This window comes from Cohnella herbarum (genome assembly GCF_012849095.1).
Taxonomy (GTDB): domain Bacteria; phylum Bacillota; class Bacilli; order Paenibacillales; family Paenibacillaceae; genus Cohnella; species Cohnella herbarum.
The window spans coordinates 2,242,568-2,258,548 of record NZ_CP051680.1; the positions used below are offsets into that span (position 1 = coordinate 2,242,568).

At 49.6% G+C, this 15,981-nt stretch carries 12 protein-coding genes; 7 read left to right on the top strand and 5 right to left on the bottom strand.

Annotated features, from left to right (window positions below; genetic code table 11):
• Positions 1-42: 42 nt before the first annotated feature.
• Together HH215_RS10100 and HH215_RS10105 are read right to left on the bottom strand one after the other, a co-directional pair.
• Positions 43-759, bottom strand: coding sequence for a hypothetical protein (locus tag HH215_RS10100; RefSeq protein ID WP_169279789.1), 717 nt, complete (start codon positions 757-759; stop codon positions 43-45).
• 142 nt (positions 760-901) lie between these two features.
• Positions 902-2,881 (bottom strand): sensor domain-containing diguanylate cyclase, encoded by a 1,980-nt coding sequence (locus tag HH215_RS10105; protein WP_169279790.1) that lies wholly within the window; start codon positions 2,879-2,881, stop codon positions 902-904.
• A 325-nt stretch (positions 2,882-3,206) separates the two neighbouring features.
• On the opposite strand from HH215_RS10105, the gene rpsD reads away from it, so the two are divergent.
• The 3 genes from rpsD (at position 3,207) to HH215_RS10120 (ending at position 4,810) form a co-directional block, all read left to right on the top strand.
• Positions 3,207-3,806, top strand: coding sequence for a 30S ribosomal protein S4 (gene rpsD / locus HH215_RS10110; RefSeq protein ID WP_169279791.1), 600 nt, complete (start codon positions 3,207-3,209; stop codon positions 3,804-3,806).
• A gap of 213 nt (positions 3,807-4,019) precedes the next feature.
• Positions 4,020-4,244, top strand: coding sequence for a DUF1450 domain-containing protein (locus tag HH215_RS10115; RefSeq protein WP_169279792.1), 225 nt, complete (start codon positions 4,020-4,022; stop codon positions 4,242-4,244).
• A 59-nt stretch (positions 4,245-4,303) separates the two neighbouring features.
• Positions 4,304-4,810, top strand: a complete 507-nt coding sequence (locus HH215_RS10120; protein WP_169279793.1) for a ferritin — start codon at positions 4,304-4,306, stop codon at positions 4,808-4,810.
• 76 nt (positions 4,811-4,886) lie between these two features.
• On the opposite strand, the gene HH215_RS10125 is transcribed toward HH215_RS10120, so the two are convergent.
• The 3 genes from HH215_RS10125 to HH215_RS10135 all read right to left on the bottom strand — a co-directional run bounded on the left by HH215_RS10125 (position 4,887) and on the right by HH215_RS10135 (position 8,082).
• Positions 4,887-6,215: an ABC transporter substrate-binding protein gene (locus HH215_RS10125; RefSeq protein WP_169279794.1), complete on the bottom strand. Its 1,329-nt coding sequence runs from the start codon at positions 6,213-6,215 to the stop codon at positions 4,887-4,889.
• A 134-nt stretch (positions 6,216-6,349) separates the two neighbouring features.
• A complete protein-coding gene (locus tag HH215_RS10130; RefSeq protein ID WP_169279795.1) occupies positions 6,350-7,183 on the bottom strand; it encodes a carbohydrate ABC transporter permease in 834 nt (277 codons plus the stop codon).
• Positions 7,183-8,082 (bottom strand): carbohydrate ABC transporter permease, encoded by a 900-nt coding sequence (locus HH215_RS10135; protein ID WP_254450430.1) that lies wholly within the window; start codon positions 8,080-8,082, stop codon positions 7,183-7,185. The genes HH215_RS10130 and HH215_RS10135 overlap by 1 nt, the downstream gene beginning before the upstream one ends.
• 184 nt (positions 8,083-8,266) lie before the next feature.
• Between HH215_RS10135 and HH215_RS10140 the strand changes: the two genes are divergently transcribed.
• The 4 genes from HH215_RS10140 (at position 8,267) to HH215_RS10155 (ending at position 15,873) form a co-directional block, all read left to right on the top strand.
• Positions 8,267-10,111 carry a cache domain-containing sensor histidine kinase gene (locus HH215_RS10140; protein ID WP_169279796.1) on the top strand — a complete coding sequence of 615 codons (1,845 nt, stop codon included), beginning with the start codon at positions 8,267-8,269 and terminating at the stop codon, positions 10,109-10,111.
• Positions 10,108-11,715: a response regulator gene (locus tag HH215_RS10145; RefSeq protein ID WP_169279797.1), complete on the top strand. Its 1,608-nt coding sequence runs from the start codon at positions 10,108-10,110 to the stop codon at positions 11,713-11,715. Before HH215_RS10140 ends, HH215_RS10145 begins: the two co-directional genes overlap by 4 nt.
• A 218-nt stretch (positions 11,716-11,933) precedes the next feature.
• A complete protein-coding gene (locus HH215_RS10150) occupies positions 11,934-12,674 on the top strand; it encodes an MBL fold metallo-hydrolase (RefSeq protein ID WP_169279798.1) in 741 nt (246 codons plus the stop codon).
• A gap of 97 nt (positions 12,675-12,771) precedes the next feature.
• Positions 12,772-15,873, top strand: coding sequence for a penicillin-binding protein 1A (locus HH215_RS10155; RefSeq protein ID WP_169279799.1), 3,102 nt, complete (start codon positions 12,772-12,774; stop codon positions 15,871-15,873).
• The last annotated feature ends 108 nt before the right edge of the window (positions 15,874-15,981 follow it).

The window sequence follows — 15,981 nt, forward strand, 5'->3', positions numbered from 1 at the left end:
GGTTTTCAGCACCGAGAAGGTTGGATGATGCTTCTTTTTGAACTACCCCTTTAATGAGAAATTCGTTTCGGAAATTCGCTTTTCCTTGTAAGGTTTTCCATTCCACCGATACGAGAGCGTCGACTCTTCTTTTAATTGAGACGGAAACCAGCTTTTCGGATCCGCCGTCCATTGACATACCGTCGTAACCTCCAAAGTGCTCAGCGCCTCTTCCAGCCGTTTGTTCGCCGCAAGCAATATTTGCTCGGCCTTAGCCGGATCGCCCCGCAGAAGACCGTTATCGGCGCGCAGGAGCGCGAAATCGTCCCTTAACACTTGGGCCAGCCGATCTCTCGCGACCGTATCGTCTAATTTGATCTGCATGCGTACCGGTTGATTCGGAACAGGCTTCTCGGCGTAAGTGATCGTTGCGGAATCGCCTTTAATGGACTCCAGAAGCTGCAGGGGTCGATAAGCGGTCGTTTGTTGCGAATTTACTTCCATCGTTGCCGAACTATTCGATTTCCATTGCATGCTCAGCTTGCCATGCATCGTGACTTCTCCTTCGAATGCAGCCCGGCCTCCGACAAATCCGCCAGGATCGAGTACGGACACCTCTCCGGCAAATCCGTAACGTTCGCTCCCGGAAAGAGCCGAGGCCGACATCGCAAAAGCTTTATCCGCGGGCAAAGAGGTCGAGATCAATTGACACCCCTGCGTTCCGATGAACAACATCGCCGCTCCTGTCGTTATAGCCGCTTTTCTTGCTATGTTCAGCATATGATAAACCCCTTTCGTTTCGTATCCTCTCCCCTTTCTCCGCGGCTATTCCATTAATCGCAAAAAAAACAGCCCGTCCAAAGTCTCGCGACTTCGAACAAGCTGCCCTCTAACACTCGGATTAAGAGTAAGTCTGAATCGTTTAACCGACCACGATGCAGTTTCGTCCATGGTGTTTCGCTTCGTACAACGCCATATCCGCTTTGTAGAACAACGATTCTACGCTGATCTTTTCGTCGGCTATCCGCCATTCCGAAATTCCGCATGAAACCGTGACTTGCGGCTTCGTCTCGCCTTCGACCCTTTGCCGGATTCTCTCCGCCACCCGTTCCGTCTGCTCTAAGCCAAGCAACGGCAAATAGATCGCGAGTTCTTCTCCGCCCCATCTGGCTGCGATATCGCTATCGCGGATCGAAGTGCGAATAATGCCGCTGACCTGAATCAGGATATCGTCTCCGACCTGATGTCCGTAAGTATCGTTGATTTTCTTGAAATGATCGATATCGACGACGATAAGCGAACCTGAGCTGTCCCTCGTCTGCTTGCGACCGATTCTTTCGTTCAAATAATGGCGAGCATACAATCCGGTTAAATTATCGGTAATGACCATTCTCCGCACTTCCGCGTGAAGCGTGGCATTGGACATCGCCAAACCGAGATGAGCCGACAATACCTGCAACAGCTTGTAATTGTCGTAAGAGAAGTGGTTGGGCTCTCTTTTCGCGATCATTACGGCGCCTATGACGTCTCCGTTCAACAATAGCGGAGAAGCCAAGAGCGATCTTGAGTTCGTCACGTCCATTAGGTGGGACGACACAGGCGTCGCGGAACAATAATCCGATAAAATAATCGGCTCCTTGGTCGACCACATCACTCCGCAAAAGCCGTATTCGCTCGAATAAGCTTCTCCGATCATTTCAGCCACGTTAGCGGAAATGACGATAAATTCCTGCGAAGCCTTATCGAATTGCAGAATGCAGCAAAAGTCGGATTTAAATATGCCGAGCAGCTCCGTCGAAGCAAATTGCATCGTATCCGAAAGCTTTAGGCTGCTGTTAAGCCGCTGCGTAAGCTCGTTGATCAATCGCAGTTCGCCGACCAATACATTAGCTTGCTCGTGCAGCTTCGCCTTCTCGAACGCCGCTCCCGCCGCCGCTGCTAACATCGACAAGAAACCGATATCCGCTTCGTCGAACTCGGTGTCTGGCAAATCCAGTCTCAGCACTCCGTACACGCCCTGTTTACCCGACAAAGGCAATGCGAGCTGATGACGTCCGCCGATACGTTCTTCGCGTATTTTCCCATCCACGAAAGCCGACTTGCACAGATCCATATCGTTGAGATGAAAGGCCAAAGGCTTTACCTTCTCGTTCGAACTGTTATAGTCTTGGGATAAGAACAAATCCGCTTTGCAAATCGGATATAACTTCTCTAAGCTATCTAGCACTTCTGTCAGAACGTTCTCGACTTCGATATGGTCGTTCAGCCTACGCATCACGTCGAACAGAATATCTCTGCGGCTTTCTTCTTTCTTCGAAAGCTTACGTTCCCTTAATAGACCGCCCACGAATAAATTCTCGAAATGCCGGTAAATGCAAGTTCGAATGTGGAGCGCCGCCGCTTGCAGCAGCTTAAGGTCACCGGCTTGAGCGGTGCCCGCCGGCAACAAACATGCGGCTATCGCGCATGGAAATCCGGTCGTGCGGGTAAAAATAGGAACGGCGATCGAGTCGAACGCCTTAAGCTTCGGGTGCATATGTTCATCGGCACGACTTAGCGTTGGACGACATGTCTCAAGCGCAGTGCTCGCGGCCGTAGGCCCGATCTCTCCCGCGTCCCATGACAAGAAATCGGAATCGTTCTCTTCCGTTTGTATGTCGGCCGATATTCTCGTACCGTCCGGATGAAGCAATATTAAATCCCCGCCCAGCCATGGGAAGCCGTCTACTTCCTCCTGCCAGCTCGTAAAGCTGCTTACTAGCAATGGATGAATATAAGGAAGGTCCGCTTCTGATAGATCCTGCTTCTGCAGCCAACCTGGCAACTGCTGACGGGTGCGGGATGGATTCTCGAATTCGTCCGGCATTTCTTGTTGTTGCTGTGTCTTCCTCTTATTGACCATACCCGACACCTCCGTCCCCCGATGTCTTCTTTCCTTTACTATACAATGAAACAGTGATTTTTGCACTAGGTTCATAGAAGTCTATAGACCTATTTCTTATTTTTCTCCGATCGCTTTACGAGAAGGTTCTTGACAATTACGTACAGTTTCTTATAATATAACTTGTTGAATACTGGGCTTAGCTCTTGTGACACCCTCTCGGACGATCCGCCAGCGGGCTGCGGCTGAACATCCCTACTGGAACCGATAATTCGGTTATGGAGAAATCCGCGCAACGAAACCCATTTTCAGAAAATTTCATTTTGAAAAAGGAGCTTTCTAACTCATGTCAAGATATACAGGTCCTAAGTTCAAGTTAAGTCGCCGCCTTGGAATTTCTCTGAGCGGATCCGGTAAAGAATTGAAACGCGCATTCCCTCCTGGACAACACGGTGCTAATACGCGCCGCAAAATCAGCGGATACGGCATGCAATTGCAAGAAAAACAAAAACTTCGCCATATGTACGGTTTGAACGAGAAGCAATTCCGCAACTTGTTCGATCGCGCGTCGAAGCAACAAGGTATTGCCGGCGAGAACTTCATGTTCTTGCTCGAAAGCCGCCTCGACAACCTCGTGTATCGTCTAGGTTGGGCTAACTCCCGTTACGGGTCCCGCCAATTGGTATCTCACGGCCACGTGACTGTCAACGGCAAGAAAGTCGACATCGCTTCCTACATCGTGCAAGTAGGCGACAAAATCGGTCTTCGCGAGCGTTCCCGCTCCCTGAAATCGATCAAAGAAGCTTCCGAAGGTCGTCACCACCTTCCTGGCTATGTAGAATACGATGCCAACGCTATGGAAGGCAAGTACATTCGTCTTCCGGACCGCGGCGAGCTGTCCCAAGATATCGACGTTAAACAAATCGTCGAGTTCTACAGCCGTTAATCGTAACCTTCCGAAACCACTCCATTCATTGGAGTGGTTTTTTATTTGCCCTATTGACAATGATAATGAGAATTAATATCATTCAAAGGGGAGTGCAATCTTCCATGAATAAACGGCTATCCCCGACCATAAGGATGACGGTGAGCGTTTATAACGGAGACGATTCAGAGATAATACATAAAAATGATGAATCGTCGAGAAAGTCGGTCGAACATGAAAAAAATCAAGTACTGCTGCAGAAACTTCAAGCACGGCTCCAAAGCAGTCTATAAGACGCTCAAGGCTGAGTTTCCCGATATGAAACAGAAGAAAAAAGACTGCCTAGGCGAATGCAAGCTTTGCACGAAGCAGTGCATGGTGTTGATCGGCAAAGCCGAAATCATCGTCGCCCCCTCTCCTGAAGCGCTGTACGAGAAATTAAAGCACCGGATAGGATGACCCGCGGATTTATGGTACAATTCGGGTATATCCTATAAAGTTCAGAGGAGTGTGGCCATATGTTAAAAGACGATCTCACCAAAGCTTTGAACGACCAGCTAAATTTCGAACTATATTCCGCTCATGTCTACCTGGCTATCGCCGCGTACTGCTCGGGCGAAAGCTTGGACGGATTCGCGAATTTCTTCATGGTGCAAGCCGAAGAGGAGAAATTCCACGCGATGAAGCTCTATAAGTATTTGAACGATCGCGGCAAACGCGTCACGATGTCCGGCATGGAAACGCCGAACAACGAATACGGTTCGACGCTGGACGCGTTCGAACATGCTTACGAGCACGAGCAAGAAGTTACAAGACGTATTTATCACCTCTCCGATCTCGCCATGAACGATCGGGAGCACGCGACGATTCAATTTTTGAAATGGTTTATCGACGAGCAGGTCGAAGAGGAAGCGATGTTCGACAGCATCATCAACAAACTCAAGCGCATCGACAAAGACAGCAATGCCTTCTTCATGCTCGACGCGGAATTCGCCCAGCGGACTTTCACGCCTCCGGCACTGTAAGCGATCGATCTCATTACGATAAAAACGGCTGTTGCGGACAAGATGTCCGCAGCAGCCATTTTTATTTGCCTTACGTTTATCTTTTCACGATATCCGCAACGGCTTTATCGAACTTCTCGAGCAATTGATCGCCGTTGATTTGTTTGCCCAAGTATTCTTGCATAGCCGCTCCCCACTGCTGCGTAATTCCGTCAGGGAATCGATCCCAGTTCCAACTCTTCACTTGGGAAGGGTTAGCCGGGGCAAATACCGCGAAATCTCCCGCGATCTTGCCTACCGCTTCCGGGTTCGGAGCGATGGAATTGAGGGCCGGTACGAACTTAAAGTCGGTGGAAATGTATTTTTTACCGGTTTCGGACGTTACCATCCAATTCAAGAACGCTTTCGCTTCTTCCGGATGAGCGGATTTGTTGTTCACGATCCAGTTGTTAGGCACGCCAGTGAAGACGTTCGGCTTGTCGAGAAGCGGCACGGGCAGCATGCCTAGATTCAGACTCGGATCGACTTCGTCGACCATCCCTTGGATCCAGTTTCCATGCTGGATCATCGCGTATTTGCCGGAAGCGAATTCCGCGACTTGAGTGTTATAGTCCGTCGTGATCGCCTTCTCTTGACCGTTAGCGAACATAATATCGACCAACCGAATCCATTGCTTCATAATCGGATCGTCTTTGAACGTTTTCGTGCCGGCTTTGATCTCTTCGATGAAAGCGGCAGGATCTGCCTGGTTAGCCAATGCGATATTGAGCGTGTGAATCCCCATCGACCACCACTCGTTCGTAAGAGCGAACGGAATGATTCCCGCGTCTTTCAATTTCTTAGCCGCCGCCTCAAGATCCTCAAGCGTCTGCGGGAGTTCGGTAATCCCGGCTTTGGCGAACAAATCCTTATTATAAGTAAAACCGTAAGCTTCCAGGTTCATCGGCATGCCGAGAAGCTTGCCGTCGCGAGTAATTTGCGCCTTCGAGGCTTCGACTAAGTCTTTCGCCCAAGGTTCGTTCGTCAAATCGGTCGCCCGATCCACGTAAGGCTCGAATCCCGCCCAACCGGACGAGTTGAATATTTCGGGTTCTTCGCCAGCGGCAAGCGTCGCTTTCAGCAACGCGCTATAATCTTCGCCGCCGCCGTGCGTCTCCACTTCGACTTTAACTCCGGTCTCCGCCTCGTAATCCTTAGCCATTTTGTTCAATGCTTCTGCGATCTCGACCTTAAATTGATAGATGCGAATCGTAACGTCTTTCTTAACAACCTCGGTTTCTTGAGCCGGGGAAGGCGTTTCGGAAGCAGGCGCGGACGAAGCCGCCTGACTGCTTGCTTCGCCGTTTCCGTTATTTTTACCGCATGCGCTGATCAGCGCGACAAGCAGTATGGCAAGCAAGGACAAGATCGATAACTTTTTGTTCATGGTTTGACCTCCCAAGGTTATTTATTTCCGGTGCTACAGCGTCATTATAATTTGGGGAAGATTAGGTACAACACCTAATTTATTGTACTGTTTAGTGTAAAATCTTGATTATTTCGATCGGTATAGTCAAAATTTTAGCCTTTGATCGATCCGGCCGCAATCCCTTCGACGATGTGCTTTTGCAGGAATAGAAAGAAAAGAACGATCGGGATCGTGCTTAAAGTTAAAGCGGCCATGGCCATGTCCCATTTTCGTAAATATTGACCGAAGAATAGCTGGATCGCAAGAGGGATCGTCGTATACGTATTGTTGACGACCAATACCGGCAGCAAATAATCGTTCCATATCCAAAGCACGTTCAAGATGACGACCGTTGCCACGATCGGCCGCAGGATCGGGAATACGATTTTCCAGAACACGCCGTACGGGGAACAACCGTCCACAACCGCGGCCTCTTCGATCTCTCTGGGCACAGATTTGATAAATCCGTGAAACAGGAACATCGACAGCGAAACGCCGAAGCCCAAATAACAAATCACGATCCCGTACAGGTGTCCTCTTAATTCGAACATCGCGCTTATTTTCATAAGCGGCAGCATAACCGATTGAAAAGGAATGATCATTGCCGCTACGAAGACGGTAAACAACAGCCGATTAAACAAACTGGGATGGCGCACGATCCGATAAGCCGTCATTGAACTTACGATTACCAGTCCCGTTACGCTCAAGCTCGTCAACACGACCGAATGCATGAACACGACCGGAAAATCGATGGCCTCCCAAGCCCGGCGAAAGTTATCGAAACCGAAATGCTCCGGCAGCTTGGCCGCGTCCAGCAGTATTTCTTTAAGCTTCTTGAACGAATTGACGATCAGAAAGTAGAACGGCGACAAGAAGAGGAGCGCCACCAGAATCGCGATGATTTCCGCCGCGAATAACCCCGCCGAATATCGTTTCCTCGTTTCCATTAGACCTCCACCTCCCGCTTCTTCGTCAGCAGCACTTGCGTGACGGTAATCAATGCAACGCCGAAGAAGAAAATCATCGCTTTGGCGGTTCCGAGCCCATAATGGCTATAAGTTAGCGCTTCGCGATAAATATTCAAGGCGATCGATTCCGTAGCGTATCCGGGCCCTCCGCCCGTAAGCGACAGATTAAGATCGAACATCTTGAACGCATTGGAAGTCGTAAGGAACAAACAAATCGTAACCGCGGGCATAATCATCGGAATGACGATGCTTCTGAGCATCTGACGCGAATTCGCCCCGTCGATCTTCGCCGCCTCGAGCATTTCCTTAGGAACGCTGACGAGAGCCGCGATATAGATCACCATCATGTACCCAGCCGTTTGCCAAACGAACACGATAACGATTCCCCAGAAAGCCGTTTCTTTCGTTCCGAGCCAAGCCAGATTAAACAATTCGATCCCCGTAGATTCGCCGATCGCCGCGAAGCCGCGAACAAAAATAAAATACCAAATGTAACCGAGCAGCAATCCGCCGATCACGTTCGGCAAGAAAATGACGGTTCGCAATACGTTCTTCGTTTTCAGCTTTTGATTTAACAGCATGGCCAGCGCGAACGCGACGACATTGGTCGAAATGACGGCGACGACGGTAAATCTTAGCGTGAACCAGAAAGACGTCCAAAACCTTGCGTCATCGGTAAAAATCTTGTTCAGATTGGCCATTCCGCTCCATTTCGCATGGCTTGAGATGCCGTCCCAGTCCGTAAACGTGTAATAAAAACCCATCATGAAAGGCGCTACAACGATCAAAATGAAAAATAGGAGTCCTGGTCCTATAAAAATGATTTGTTGAAGCCAATTTTGATAACGTCCTCTGTTATAGAGCTTCATTTTATCCATGCTCCCCTCCGAATTCTAGGTGCTTAACGCTCAGGATTACCTTCCATGTCCCAAGTATAAGGCCGGGCAATTCGATGCAACCACAGAGAATGATGATATGCCAGGTGGAATATATTGACCATATTGACCATCGCCGAAGCATGGTTTACTGTGTGATAGACAAGCGTAGGAGAGGAGACCCCCGATGCTGAAGCTATCCCCGTTTCGCAATACCATCCGCAACAAACTGATGCTTCTGCTTCTCATCGCGACGATCTTGCCGATCGTTACTTCGATGGTCATCTCTTATAATTCGACGAAACGTTCGATAACGGATGAAGCTTACGAGAAAAACGCTCGTCTCTTATCGCTAGGCAAAGCCAATCTTCAAAGTTACATGCAAAATATTAACCAGAAATCTTTGGCGGTATACAACTCTATTAACGTCCCCCGTTCTTTGTACTACATCTTGGAGCACAACATGGAGGACGAAGTGTTTCCTAACGATCTATCCGACGTAATACGCAACCGTAATCTGCTTCAGGATCACTTGCTCAATATTTACCAAAGCGTAAAGGAATTTTATCAAGTCCGGCTTCACGTCGTAGCCCAGAACACGACTTATTTGCTCAGCAACGGCGGCGGTAAAATACAGTCGGACATTCCAACCGGCAACTTCAATCTGCTCGCTAAGAAACCCTACATCGAGCCGAGCCATCCAAGTCACAGCTATGGGTTGGAATCTCGGTCGACAGATCCAGGAGAGATCGTCTTCACCCTCCACCGGCCGATATTTCTAGCGCCCAGCGAAGAGTTGTTGGCCCAACTGTCCATCGACGTCAAGCTTAACGCGCTCATCGAATTGAATCGGCAAGTGTACGATGCCGGCAATGAGAAATTTTATATCGTAGATGCCGCCGGAAATACGATCATTTCCTCGGAAGACGAATCAGCCGGAACCCTCTCGGACGGACGATGGTTGGATGAAATTCGCAAGGGAGATCTCGCGAACGGCTACTTGAAATGGGAAGATTCCGATTTTGCCGGAATTGTCTTCTACGATCGGGTTAAGACGCCCATGATGGATTGGTACTTGGTTAAGCTGTCTCCTTACGAGCACCTCTATCGGACGGCGGACGGCATCGCTAAGATCAATTCATGGGTCGGCATCCTATTTCTGACCGTCGCGGTACTCGCAACGTTATTCATCTCTTTCCGATTCACGAAACCGCTATTAAGCCTGATCGGTTACGTCAACCAGATCGAAAGAGGAAATTTGAACGTCGATATCGACATTCGCGGCAACGACGAAATCGGACTTCTCTCCAGACGGTTCAGGTCGATGATGCAAACGATCAATAATTTGATCCTGAAGGAGTATCGTCTCGAGCTCGCCAACAAAACCAATCAGCTCAAAGCGTTGCAGGCACAGGTAAATCCTCATTTTCTCTACAATGCGCTGCAATCGATCGGGACGGTAGCCCTGCAACATAAAGATCAGCAAATTTATTCGCTCGTCACCTCTTTGGGGAAAATGATGCGTTATAACATGAACGCCGGGGAAACGATCGTGGAATTGGAAAAGGAATTCGGATACTTGCAGGCTTATCTGGACTTGCAAAAACAACGGTTCGACACTTCCCTCGAGATCGAGTACCGGATGGCTCAAGAAGCGCGTTCCTTGCTCGTTCCGAAGATGATCTTGCAGCCGCTCGTCGAAAATTTCTTCAAGCACGGCTTTAAGCAGAGCGACGAGGAGCCCGCCCGGTTGATGATCTCTTGCGACTTGCGAGAGCAAATCTTAATCATACGGGTCCAAGATAACGGCGCGGGAATGACCGAAGAGGAAATGACAGACGTGAACGATCGCTTAACCATCGAGGATTCCGTTCTTCCGGGAAAGGACAGCGGAATCGGCTTGTCGAACGTCCTCTCTCGATTGCGGCTTCACTATTCCGAATCGGCCTCTATCGTACTTTCCGCCGCCGAGCCAGAAGGTCTGATCGTAGAAGTACGTATCCCGTTCGGAGAGGAGCTGAAGGCTGTATGAAAGCGTTAATCATAGACGACGAGAAACACGTTAGGGAAGCCATTCGTCTGCTTGTCCCTTGGGACAACTTCGGAATAACCGATATTCTTGAAGCAGCTGACGGCCAGGCGGCGATCCGTCTGATCGAGTCGGAGAAGCCCGCGATTATATTTACGGATATGATGATGCCCCATTTAGGGGGAGTCGAAATACTGGCATGGGCGGTAGAGCATGCGCCGTGCAGCAAGATCATTGTCATTAGCGGACACGACGACTTCGAATTCGTCCGGCAGACGGTTAAATACGGCGGCATGGACTATTTATTGAAGCCTATCGACGAAACCCAGCTTCTGGCGGCTTTGTCCAAAGCGATCGTGGAATGGACAAGCGACGAAGAAGCCCGATCCAGAAATCGAACGCAAAATATGGAGATCAACCAGCTTAAACCGGTTTACCTTGATAAATTTTTCTCCACCCTGTTGAACGAGCCCTTAGATCATTCGATTATCCAAGAGACGCTTCAGCAACAATTCGGTACTACCCGCCCCATAGTAGAAGCGCGATTATGTATGCTAAGTTTAGAACTTACTCCCCCTTTCATCCGCGACAAATTCGCGGCGGGCTGGGATTTGCTGATCTTCTCCCTTATTAACATTTGCAATGAATTTCTGCGCGATCGGAAATCCGGCTTTGCCTTCCGACACTGGGGGCAAGAGAACGAAATCATTATCCTGCTATGGAAGGATACCGACCGCGCGGAAAATCTCTTAACGGAAATAAACGAAGGCATCTATAAAGTGTTGAAAACGAGATTTTGCTTCGGTGTCGGAAACGTCGTCGCTTTTCCCGGCCAATTGCAAACTTCTTACAAACAGGCTCGAGCGGCTATCCGTCTTCGCAATCTGCGCAGCACCGGAAAATGGATTCAATGTTTCTCTGCTCTCGAAACCGTTCCTAAAAATTCCATTTTCTTCACGGAGCATGAACAAAAAATCCGTTACGCGGTTCTAAGCGGAGACAAGGAACTGTTGTCCCCTGCTTTCGAAGCCTGGTTCAAAGCCGTCGAGCAATGCGAGATCATCAATCTCGAACAAATACAACTGTGGTGGCAAGAATTCCGGCTTGCGCAATCGATGTGGAAGAAAGGTTGTTCCGATCCCGCGGCTGTTCCCGGGGAAACCCAACTGACCGCCGTGCTTGACAATAACGGGGATTTTACCCTTGCGGAATGGAAGGCAAGCTATCTACGGGAGGCGCTCTCGATAAGCGAGCTTTTGTCGGATGAAGCCGGTTCGAGCTCCAGCTCTATGCAGGCGATCGCCAAATACATCGACCAGTTCCTTCATGAAGAATTGTCCCTTCAAGACATTTCCAACCGCTTCTTTCTTAGCCGGGAATACATCTCTCGCAAGTTCAAACAGGAAATGAACGAAAACTTAACCGACTACATTACGCGGGCCCGTATCGATCGTGCAAAAAAACTGCTCGCCGACACTCCCTTAAAGATCGCACAAATCTCGGAGATGGTCGGATTTCAAGACGAGAAATATTTCAGCAAAGTATTCAAGAAAGGAACGGATTGTTCTCCGAACGAGTACCGCAAACATCGATTAGGGGACGATTAGAGTTGCATAATAAATCGCAAAAGAAGGCCACCCCTAGCCGGGCAGCCTTCTTTTATTTATATAAGGGAGTTGAAAGTAACCTAAAAGAGTGATAAGATCTTTACGGCCCTTGATTAGTTTATTATACAAAGATATATAAATCATATCATACATCTCCGTGTTTGTCAATAATAAATTCAATCGCTGGCCAAATCCCCATCTAAAAGGAGAGTTCCACGATGAGAATACCCGATAACGTTAAGATGATCGAAATTCCTTACGAGGTTTTCGGAACGCGTTCTTCGCTAAACCCTATGCTTCTCTGGGATGACCAAAATGTTGTTCTAATCGATACGGGAATGGCTACGAATGTCGCGCAAATACGCGAAGGATTTAAGGATGCGGGCTTCTCCTTCGACAATTTAACCGCTATTATTCTCACTCATCAGGATCTCGATCACGTAGGCGGCTTAGCCGAAATCCTCAAAGAATGCGGTGAACATACGAAACTGTACGCCCACGAGCTCGATAAGCCTTATATCGAAGGGCGATTGCCACTGATTAAGACCAGCCCTCAAGCAATGTCCGGCTTGCTGAGCTCCCTTCCCGAGGAGAAGCGTCAAGAAATTCTGAAGTCGATGGAATACACTCCGATAGCTCAAGTTGACCATACGGTGGACGATCAGGAACGGCTGCCCTATTGCGGAGGAATTACCGTCATCCATACCCCGGGCCATACGGCTGGGCATATCAGTCTTTATCTCGAACAAAGCAAGCTTCTCATTGCGGCGGACGCCCTTACTTGCAAGGACGGAATGCTGCGCGGCCCGGTTCCGCAAACGACGCTGGATATGAACGCCGCGAACCGTTCGATCGAGAAATTGTTGGATTACGACATCGAAGCCGTCATTTGTTACCACGGGGGAATGAGTGGCGTCGACGTAAGAGATCAACTAGAAAAGCTTGTAAATCAACAATAGCGGTTGTATGCCTCCTATGAAGCACTCATTCCCGAAAGAAGTCAAACGTTGGGTAAATGTGCTATAATAGTTCTGTTTGTTGAAGGAGGCACTCTATATGACGAATACTAAACAACCCCCTTCCGATCCTAAGCCAAAAGGCGAGGGCTTCAAGACAGCGGGGAAAATCGCAGGCTTTACCGTGCTATGGCTTATCCTGTTCGGGGTGCTTGCCGGACTCGTCGGCGCGGGAGCGGTGACCGGATACATCGCTTCGCTCGTCGAAGACGATCCGATCCGCGAACGCAGCCTCATTCAAGAGAAAATCAGCGAAAATGCGATAACCGGTTTCGTATATTTCAATGACGGATCTCCCATCGGACAATTACGGTCGGAGGAAGATCGGCGGCCGGTCACCTACGACCAAATCCCGCAAAAAATCATCGATGCGGTCATCGCCATAGAAGACAAAAATTTCTTTACCCATCCCGGAGTCGATACAAACGGATTGTTACGCGCCGTCAAACAACAATTGCTGAACGAAAGCGTCCAAACCGGGGGAAGCACGATCACTCAGCAGTTGGCTAGGCGGGTATTCTTAAGCTTGGACCAGACGTCCAGCCGGAAAGCCAAAGAGATTTTCCTGTCGTTGCGACTAGAAAGATTCTTAAGCAAGAAAGAAATCATAACGGCCTACTTAAATAAGGTTCCATACGGAAACGGCTCTTCCGGCTATCAAGTGTTCGGGATCAAGGCGGCCGCCAACGGCATCTTCGGAGTCAAAAATCTGGACGACCTGAATATTGCGCAAGCGGCTTACTTGGCCGGCGTTCCGCAACTGCCTTCCAGATTTTCCGCTTTCAACGGAAAAGGCGAGTTTAACGAAACCAACTTCAAGCGCGCAGTAACGCGTCAGAAGCTCGTTCTGGACCGCATGCTCGAAGAAAATAAAATCAACCAAGCGCAATATGAAGAAGCGCTCGCATTCGATTTGTACAGTTCGCTGGCCAAGCCAAGCGAGAAAGCATACAACACGTACCCTTATCTCATGTTGGAAGTCGAACGCCAAGCAGCGGAATTGCTCGTTCTTCAACAAAATCCCGATCTTACCCGCGAGGATCTGAAGAAGAAGGAAAATTCCGCGCTGATCGAAGACGCTCGAGGACAATTGCTCCGCAGCGGTTACAAGATCACGACGACTATCGATAAAAAAGTATATAATCTGATGCACCAAGTCGCCGAAAATCCGGAAAATTTCGCTCCCGACCATCCTGTTAAAGGCGTCGAACAAATCGCCGCCGTCATGATGGATCAGAAGACGGGCGCGATACTCGGCATGATCGAGGGTCGCGACTTCCACATCGAGCAAATGAACTTCGCTACCCAGATGGTGCGTCAGCCCGGATCTGCCATGAAACCGATCGCCGCATACTTGCCCGCGATCGATAAGGGATTGATTCAACCGGGAAGCATTATTGACGACTCGCCGATCATTCTGAAGAACGGCGGAGGCGGTTACCATATTCCGAAAAACTCCAATAATCGTTATTCGGGTCTCGTCACCGCGCGCCAAGCGCTGAATAGTTCGTACAATATTCCCGCGTTAAAAATATTCCTAAACAAAGTCACGATCAAAGAGTCTTGGGCATTTGCCCGTTCCCTCGGAATTACGACATTAGTGAAAGAGGATGACGGCGCGCAGACGGGGGTTATCGGAGGCCTTAAATACGGAACGTCGGTCGAAGAATTGACGAACGCGTATGCGGCGATTGCGAACAAAGGCGTTTTCAACGATGCTTATCTGATCGAAGATATTCGCGATTCCGATAATAAGATCGTGTATAAACACAAAGCGGATCCTAAACAGATCGTCTCCGAACAGTCCGCTTACCTTATGACGGATATGCTTCGTACGGTCGTCACGAACGGTACGGCAACTTCGATCATGTCGCAATTCAAAAATTACAAGACGATTCCGGTCGTCGGCAAAACCGGTACGACCCAGAACTACAGCGACGTCTGGTTCCAAGGCTACACTCCGGACATTACGCTGGGCGTCTGGTCGGGTCACGAAAAAGTTATCCATACTTTATCTTCCGACAGTCACGGACGCGCCAGATCGATCTGGGCGAAAATCATGAACGAAGTGACGGAAGCCAAACCCGAGCTCTTCCCGACGAAATCGTTCGAGAAGCCCGAAGGTATCGTATCCATGACCGTATCCAGCGTCAGCGGCAAACTGCCTACGGCTTTAACGAAAGAAGCGGGTAAGCTGGTTACGGATATCTTTAACCGTAAATTCATCCCGACCGAAGAAGACGATGCTCTCGTCAAAGTGAAATACATTTCTTATAACGGCGTCAATTACTTACCTCAGGATGGGACGCCGGAGGATCTGCTGCGCGAGTCCGTCATGGTCGTTAGGGAAGCGCCTCTCGATACGCTTATCGAAGAGTTAAAGGCGAAGCTGGGACAAGTCGCAGCCCAAAGCCGCAAAGCGCTTTCGTATTATTTGCCTAAGGATGCCGCGCAAAGCGCGCCTTCCAAGATCGATCCGCGAGTCGACGACGGCGCCAATCCTAATCCGCCGGCGAACGTCTCTGCGGAACAGTTGAATAACCTGGCAAGAATTACGTTCACCCCTTCCACCCAGGAAGACGTTGCCGGCTATCGATTGTACCGTTCCATTAACAATGGAACGTTCGAGAAGATCGAGGCTTCCGTTCCGACCGGCGAAGCAGCGAAGTTCGTAAATTACATCAGTTCCGGCCAATCCTATAGCTATTACGTAACGGCAGTCGACGTAGCCGGCCGCGAATCGGCTCCGAGCGAGAAAGTATCGACCGACGGCAGTTCATCGGGCGGCGATCCGAACTTCCCGGATCCTAACGTCCCGGGAGGAAACATCGATCCCGGGTTACCGGGAATTCCGAATGGCAGCGATAACGCGCCTTCAACCCCAAGCGGTATGATCGCTCAAGGAACGGATATCGGCGTTACGCTGTCTTGGAACGCGAATTCCGCTAGCGAAGGCGTGACCAAGTATCAAGTCTGGTACAGCGAAACGGAGAACGGGAAATACAAGCTTCTCGGCTCGACGGAATCGACCGCTTTCGAGTATATCGCTCCCATGTCCGCAGGCTGGTACCGCGTATCGGCGGTTAGCCCGTCGGGCGAATCATCGCCTACATCCGCCGTCGAAGTCAAATCCGGAACCTAATTCTTAACGCTCTTTCCCCGCCGTCCAGAAGACGGCAGGGAAAGTAAAACAAAAAGCGCCCGCTTTCGTCGATGACGAAGGCGGGCGCTTCACTTATTTTCAAATCCT

Bases quoted from the DNA above. Each gene is read 5' to 3' on its own strand.
- HH215_RS10100 (WP_169279789.1), bottom strand. From the start codon at position 759: ATGCTGAACATAGCAAGAAAAGCGGCTATAACGACAGGAGCGGCGATG.
- HH215_RS10105 (WP_169279790.1), bottom strand. From the start codon at position 2,881: ATGGTCAATAAGAGGAAGACACAGCAACAACAAGAAATGCCGGACGAA.
- rpsD (WP_169279791.1), top strand. From the start codon at position 3,207: ATGTCAAGATATACAGGTCCTAAGTTCAAGTTAAGTCGCCGCCTTGGA.
- HH215_RS10115 (WP_169279792.1), top strand. From the start codon at position 4,020: ATGAAAAAAATCAAGTACTGCTGCAGAAACTTCAAGCACGGCTCCAAA.
- HH215_RS10120 (WP_169279793.1), top strand. From the start codon at position 4,304: ATGTTAAAAGACGATCTCACCAAAGCTTTGAACGACCAGCTAAATTTC.
- HH215_RS10125 (WP_169279794.1), bottom strand. From the start codon at position 6,215: ATGAACAAAAAGTTATCGATCTTGTCCTTGCTTGCCATACTGCTTGTC.
- HH215_RS10130 (WP_169279795.1), bottom strand. From the start codon at position 7,183: ATGGAAACGAGGAAACGATATTCGGCGGGGTTATTCGCGGCGGAAATC.
- HH215_RS10135 (WP_254450430.1), bottom strand. From the start codon at position 8,082: ATGGATAAAATGAAGCTCTATAACAGAGGACGTTATCAAAATTGGCTT.
- HH215_RS10140 (WP_169279796.1), top strand. From the start codon at position 8,267: ATGCTGAAGCTATCCCCGTTTCGCAATACCATCCGCAACAAACTGATG.
- HH215_RS10145 (WP_169279797.1), top strand. From the start codon at position 10,108: ATGAAAGCGTTAATCATAGACGACGAGAAACACGTTAGGGAAGCCATT.
- HH215_RS10150 (WP_169279798.1), top strand. From the start codon at position 11,934: ATGAGAATACCCGATAACGTTAAGATGATCGAAATTCCTTACGAGGTT.
- HH215_RS10155 (WP_169279799.1), top strand. From the start codon at position 12,772: ATGACGAATACTAAACAACCCCCTTCCGATCCTAAGCCAAAAGGCGAG.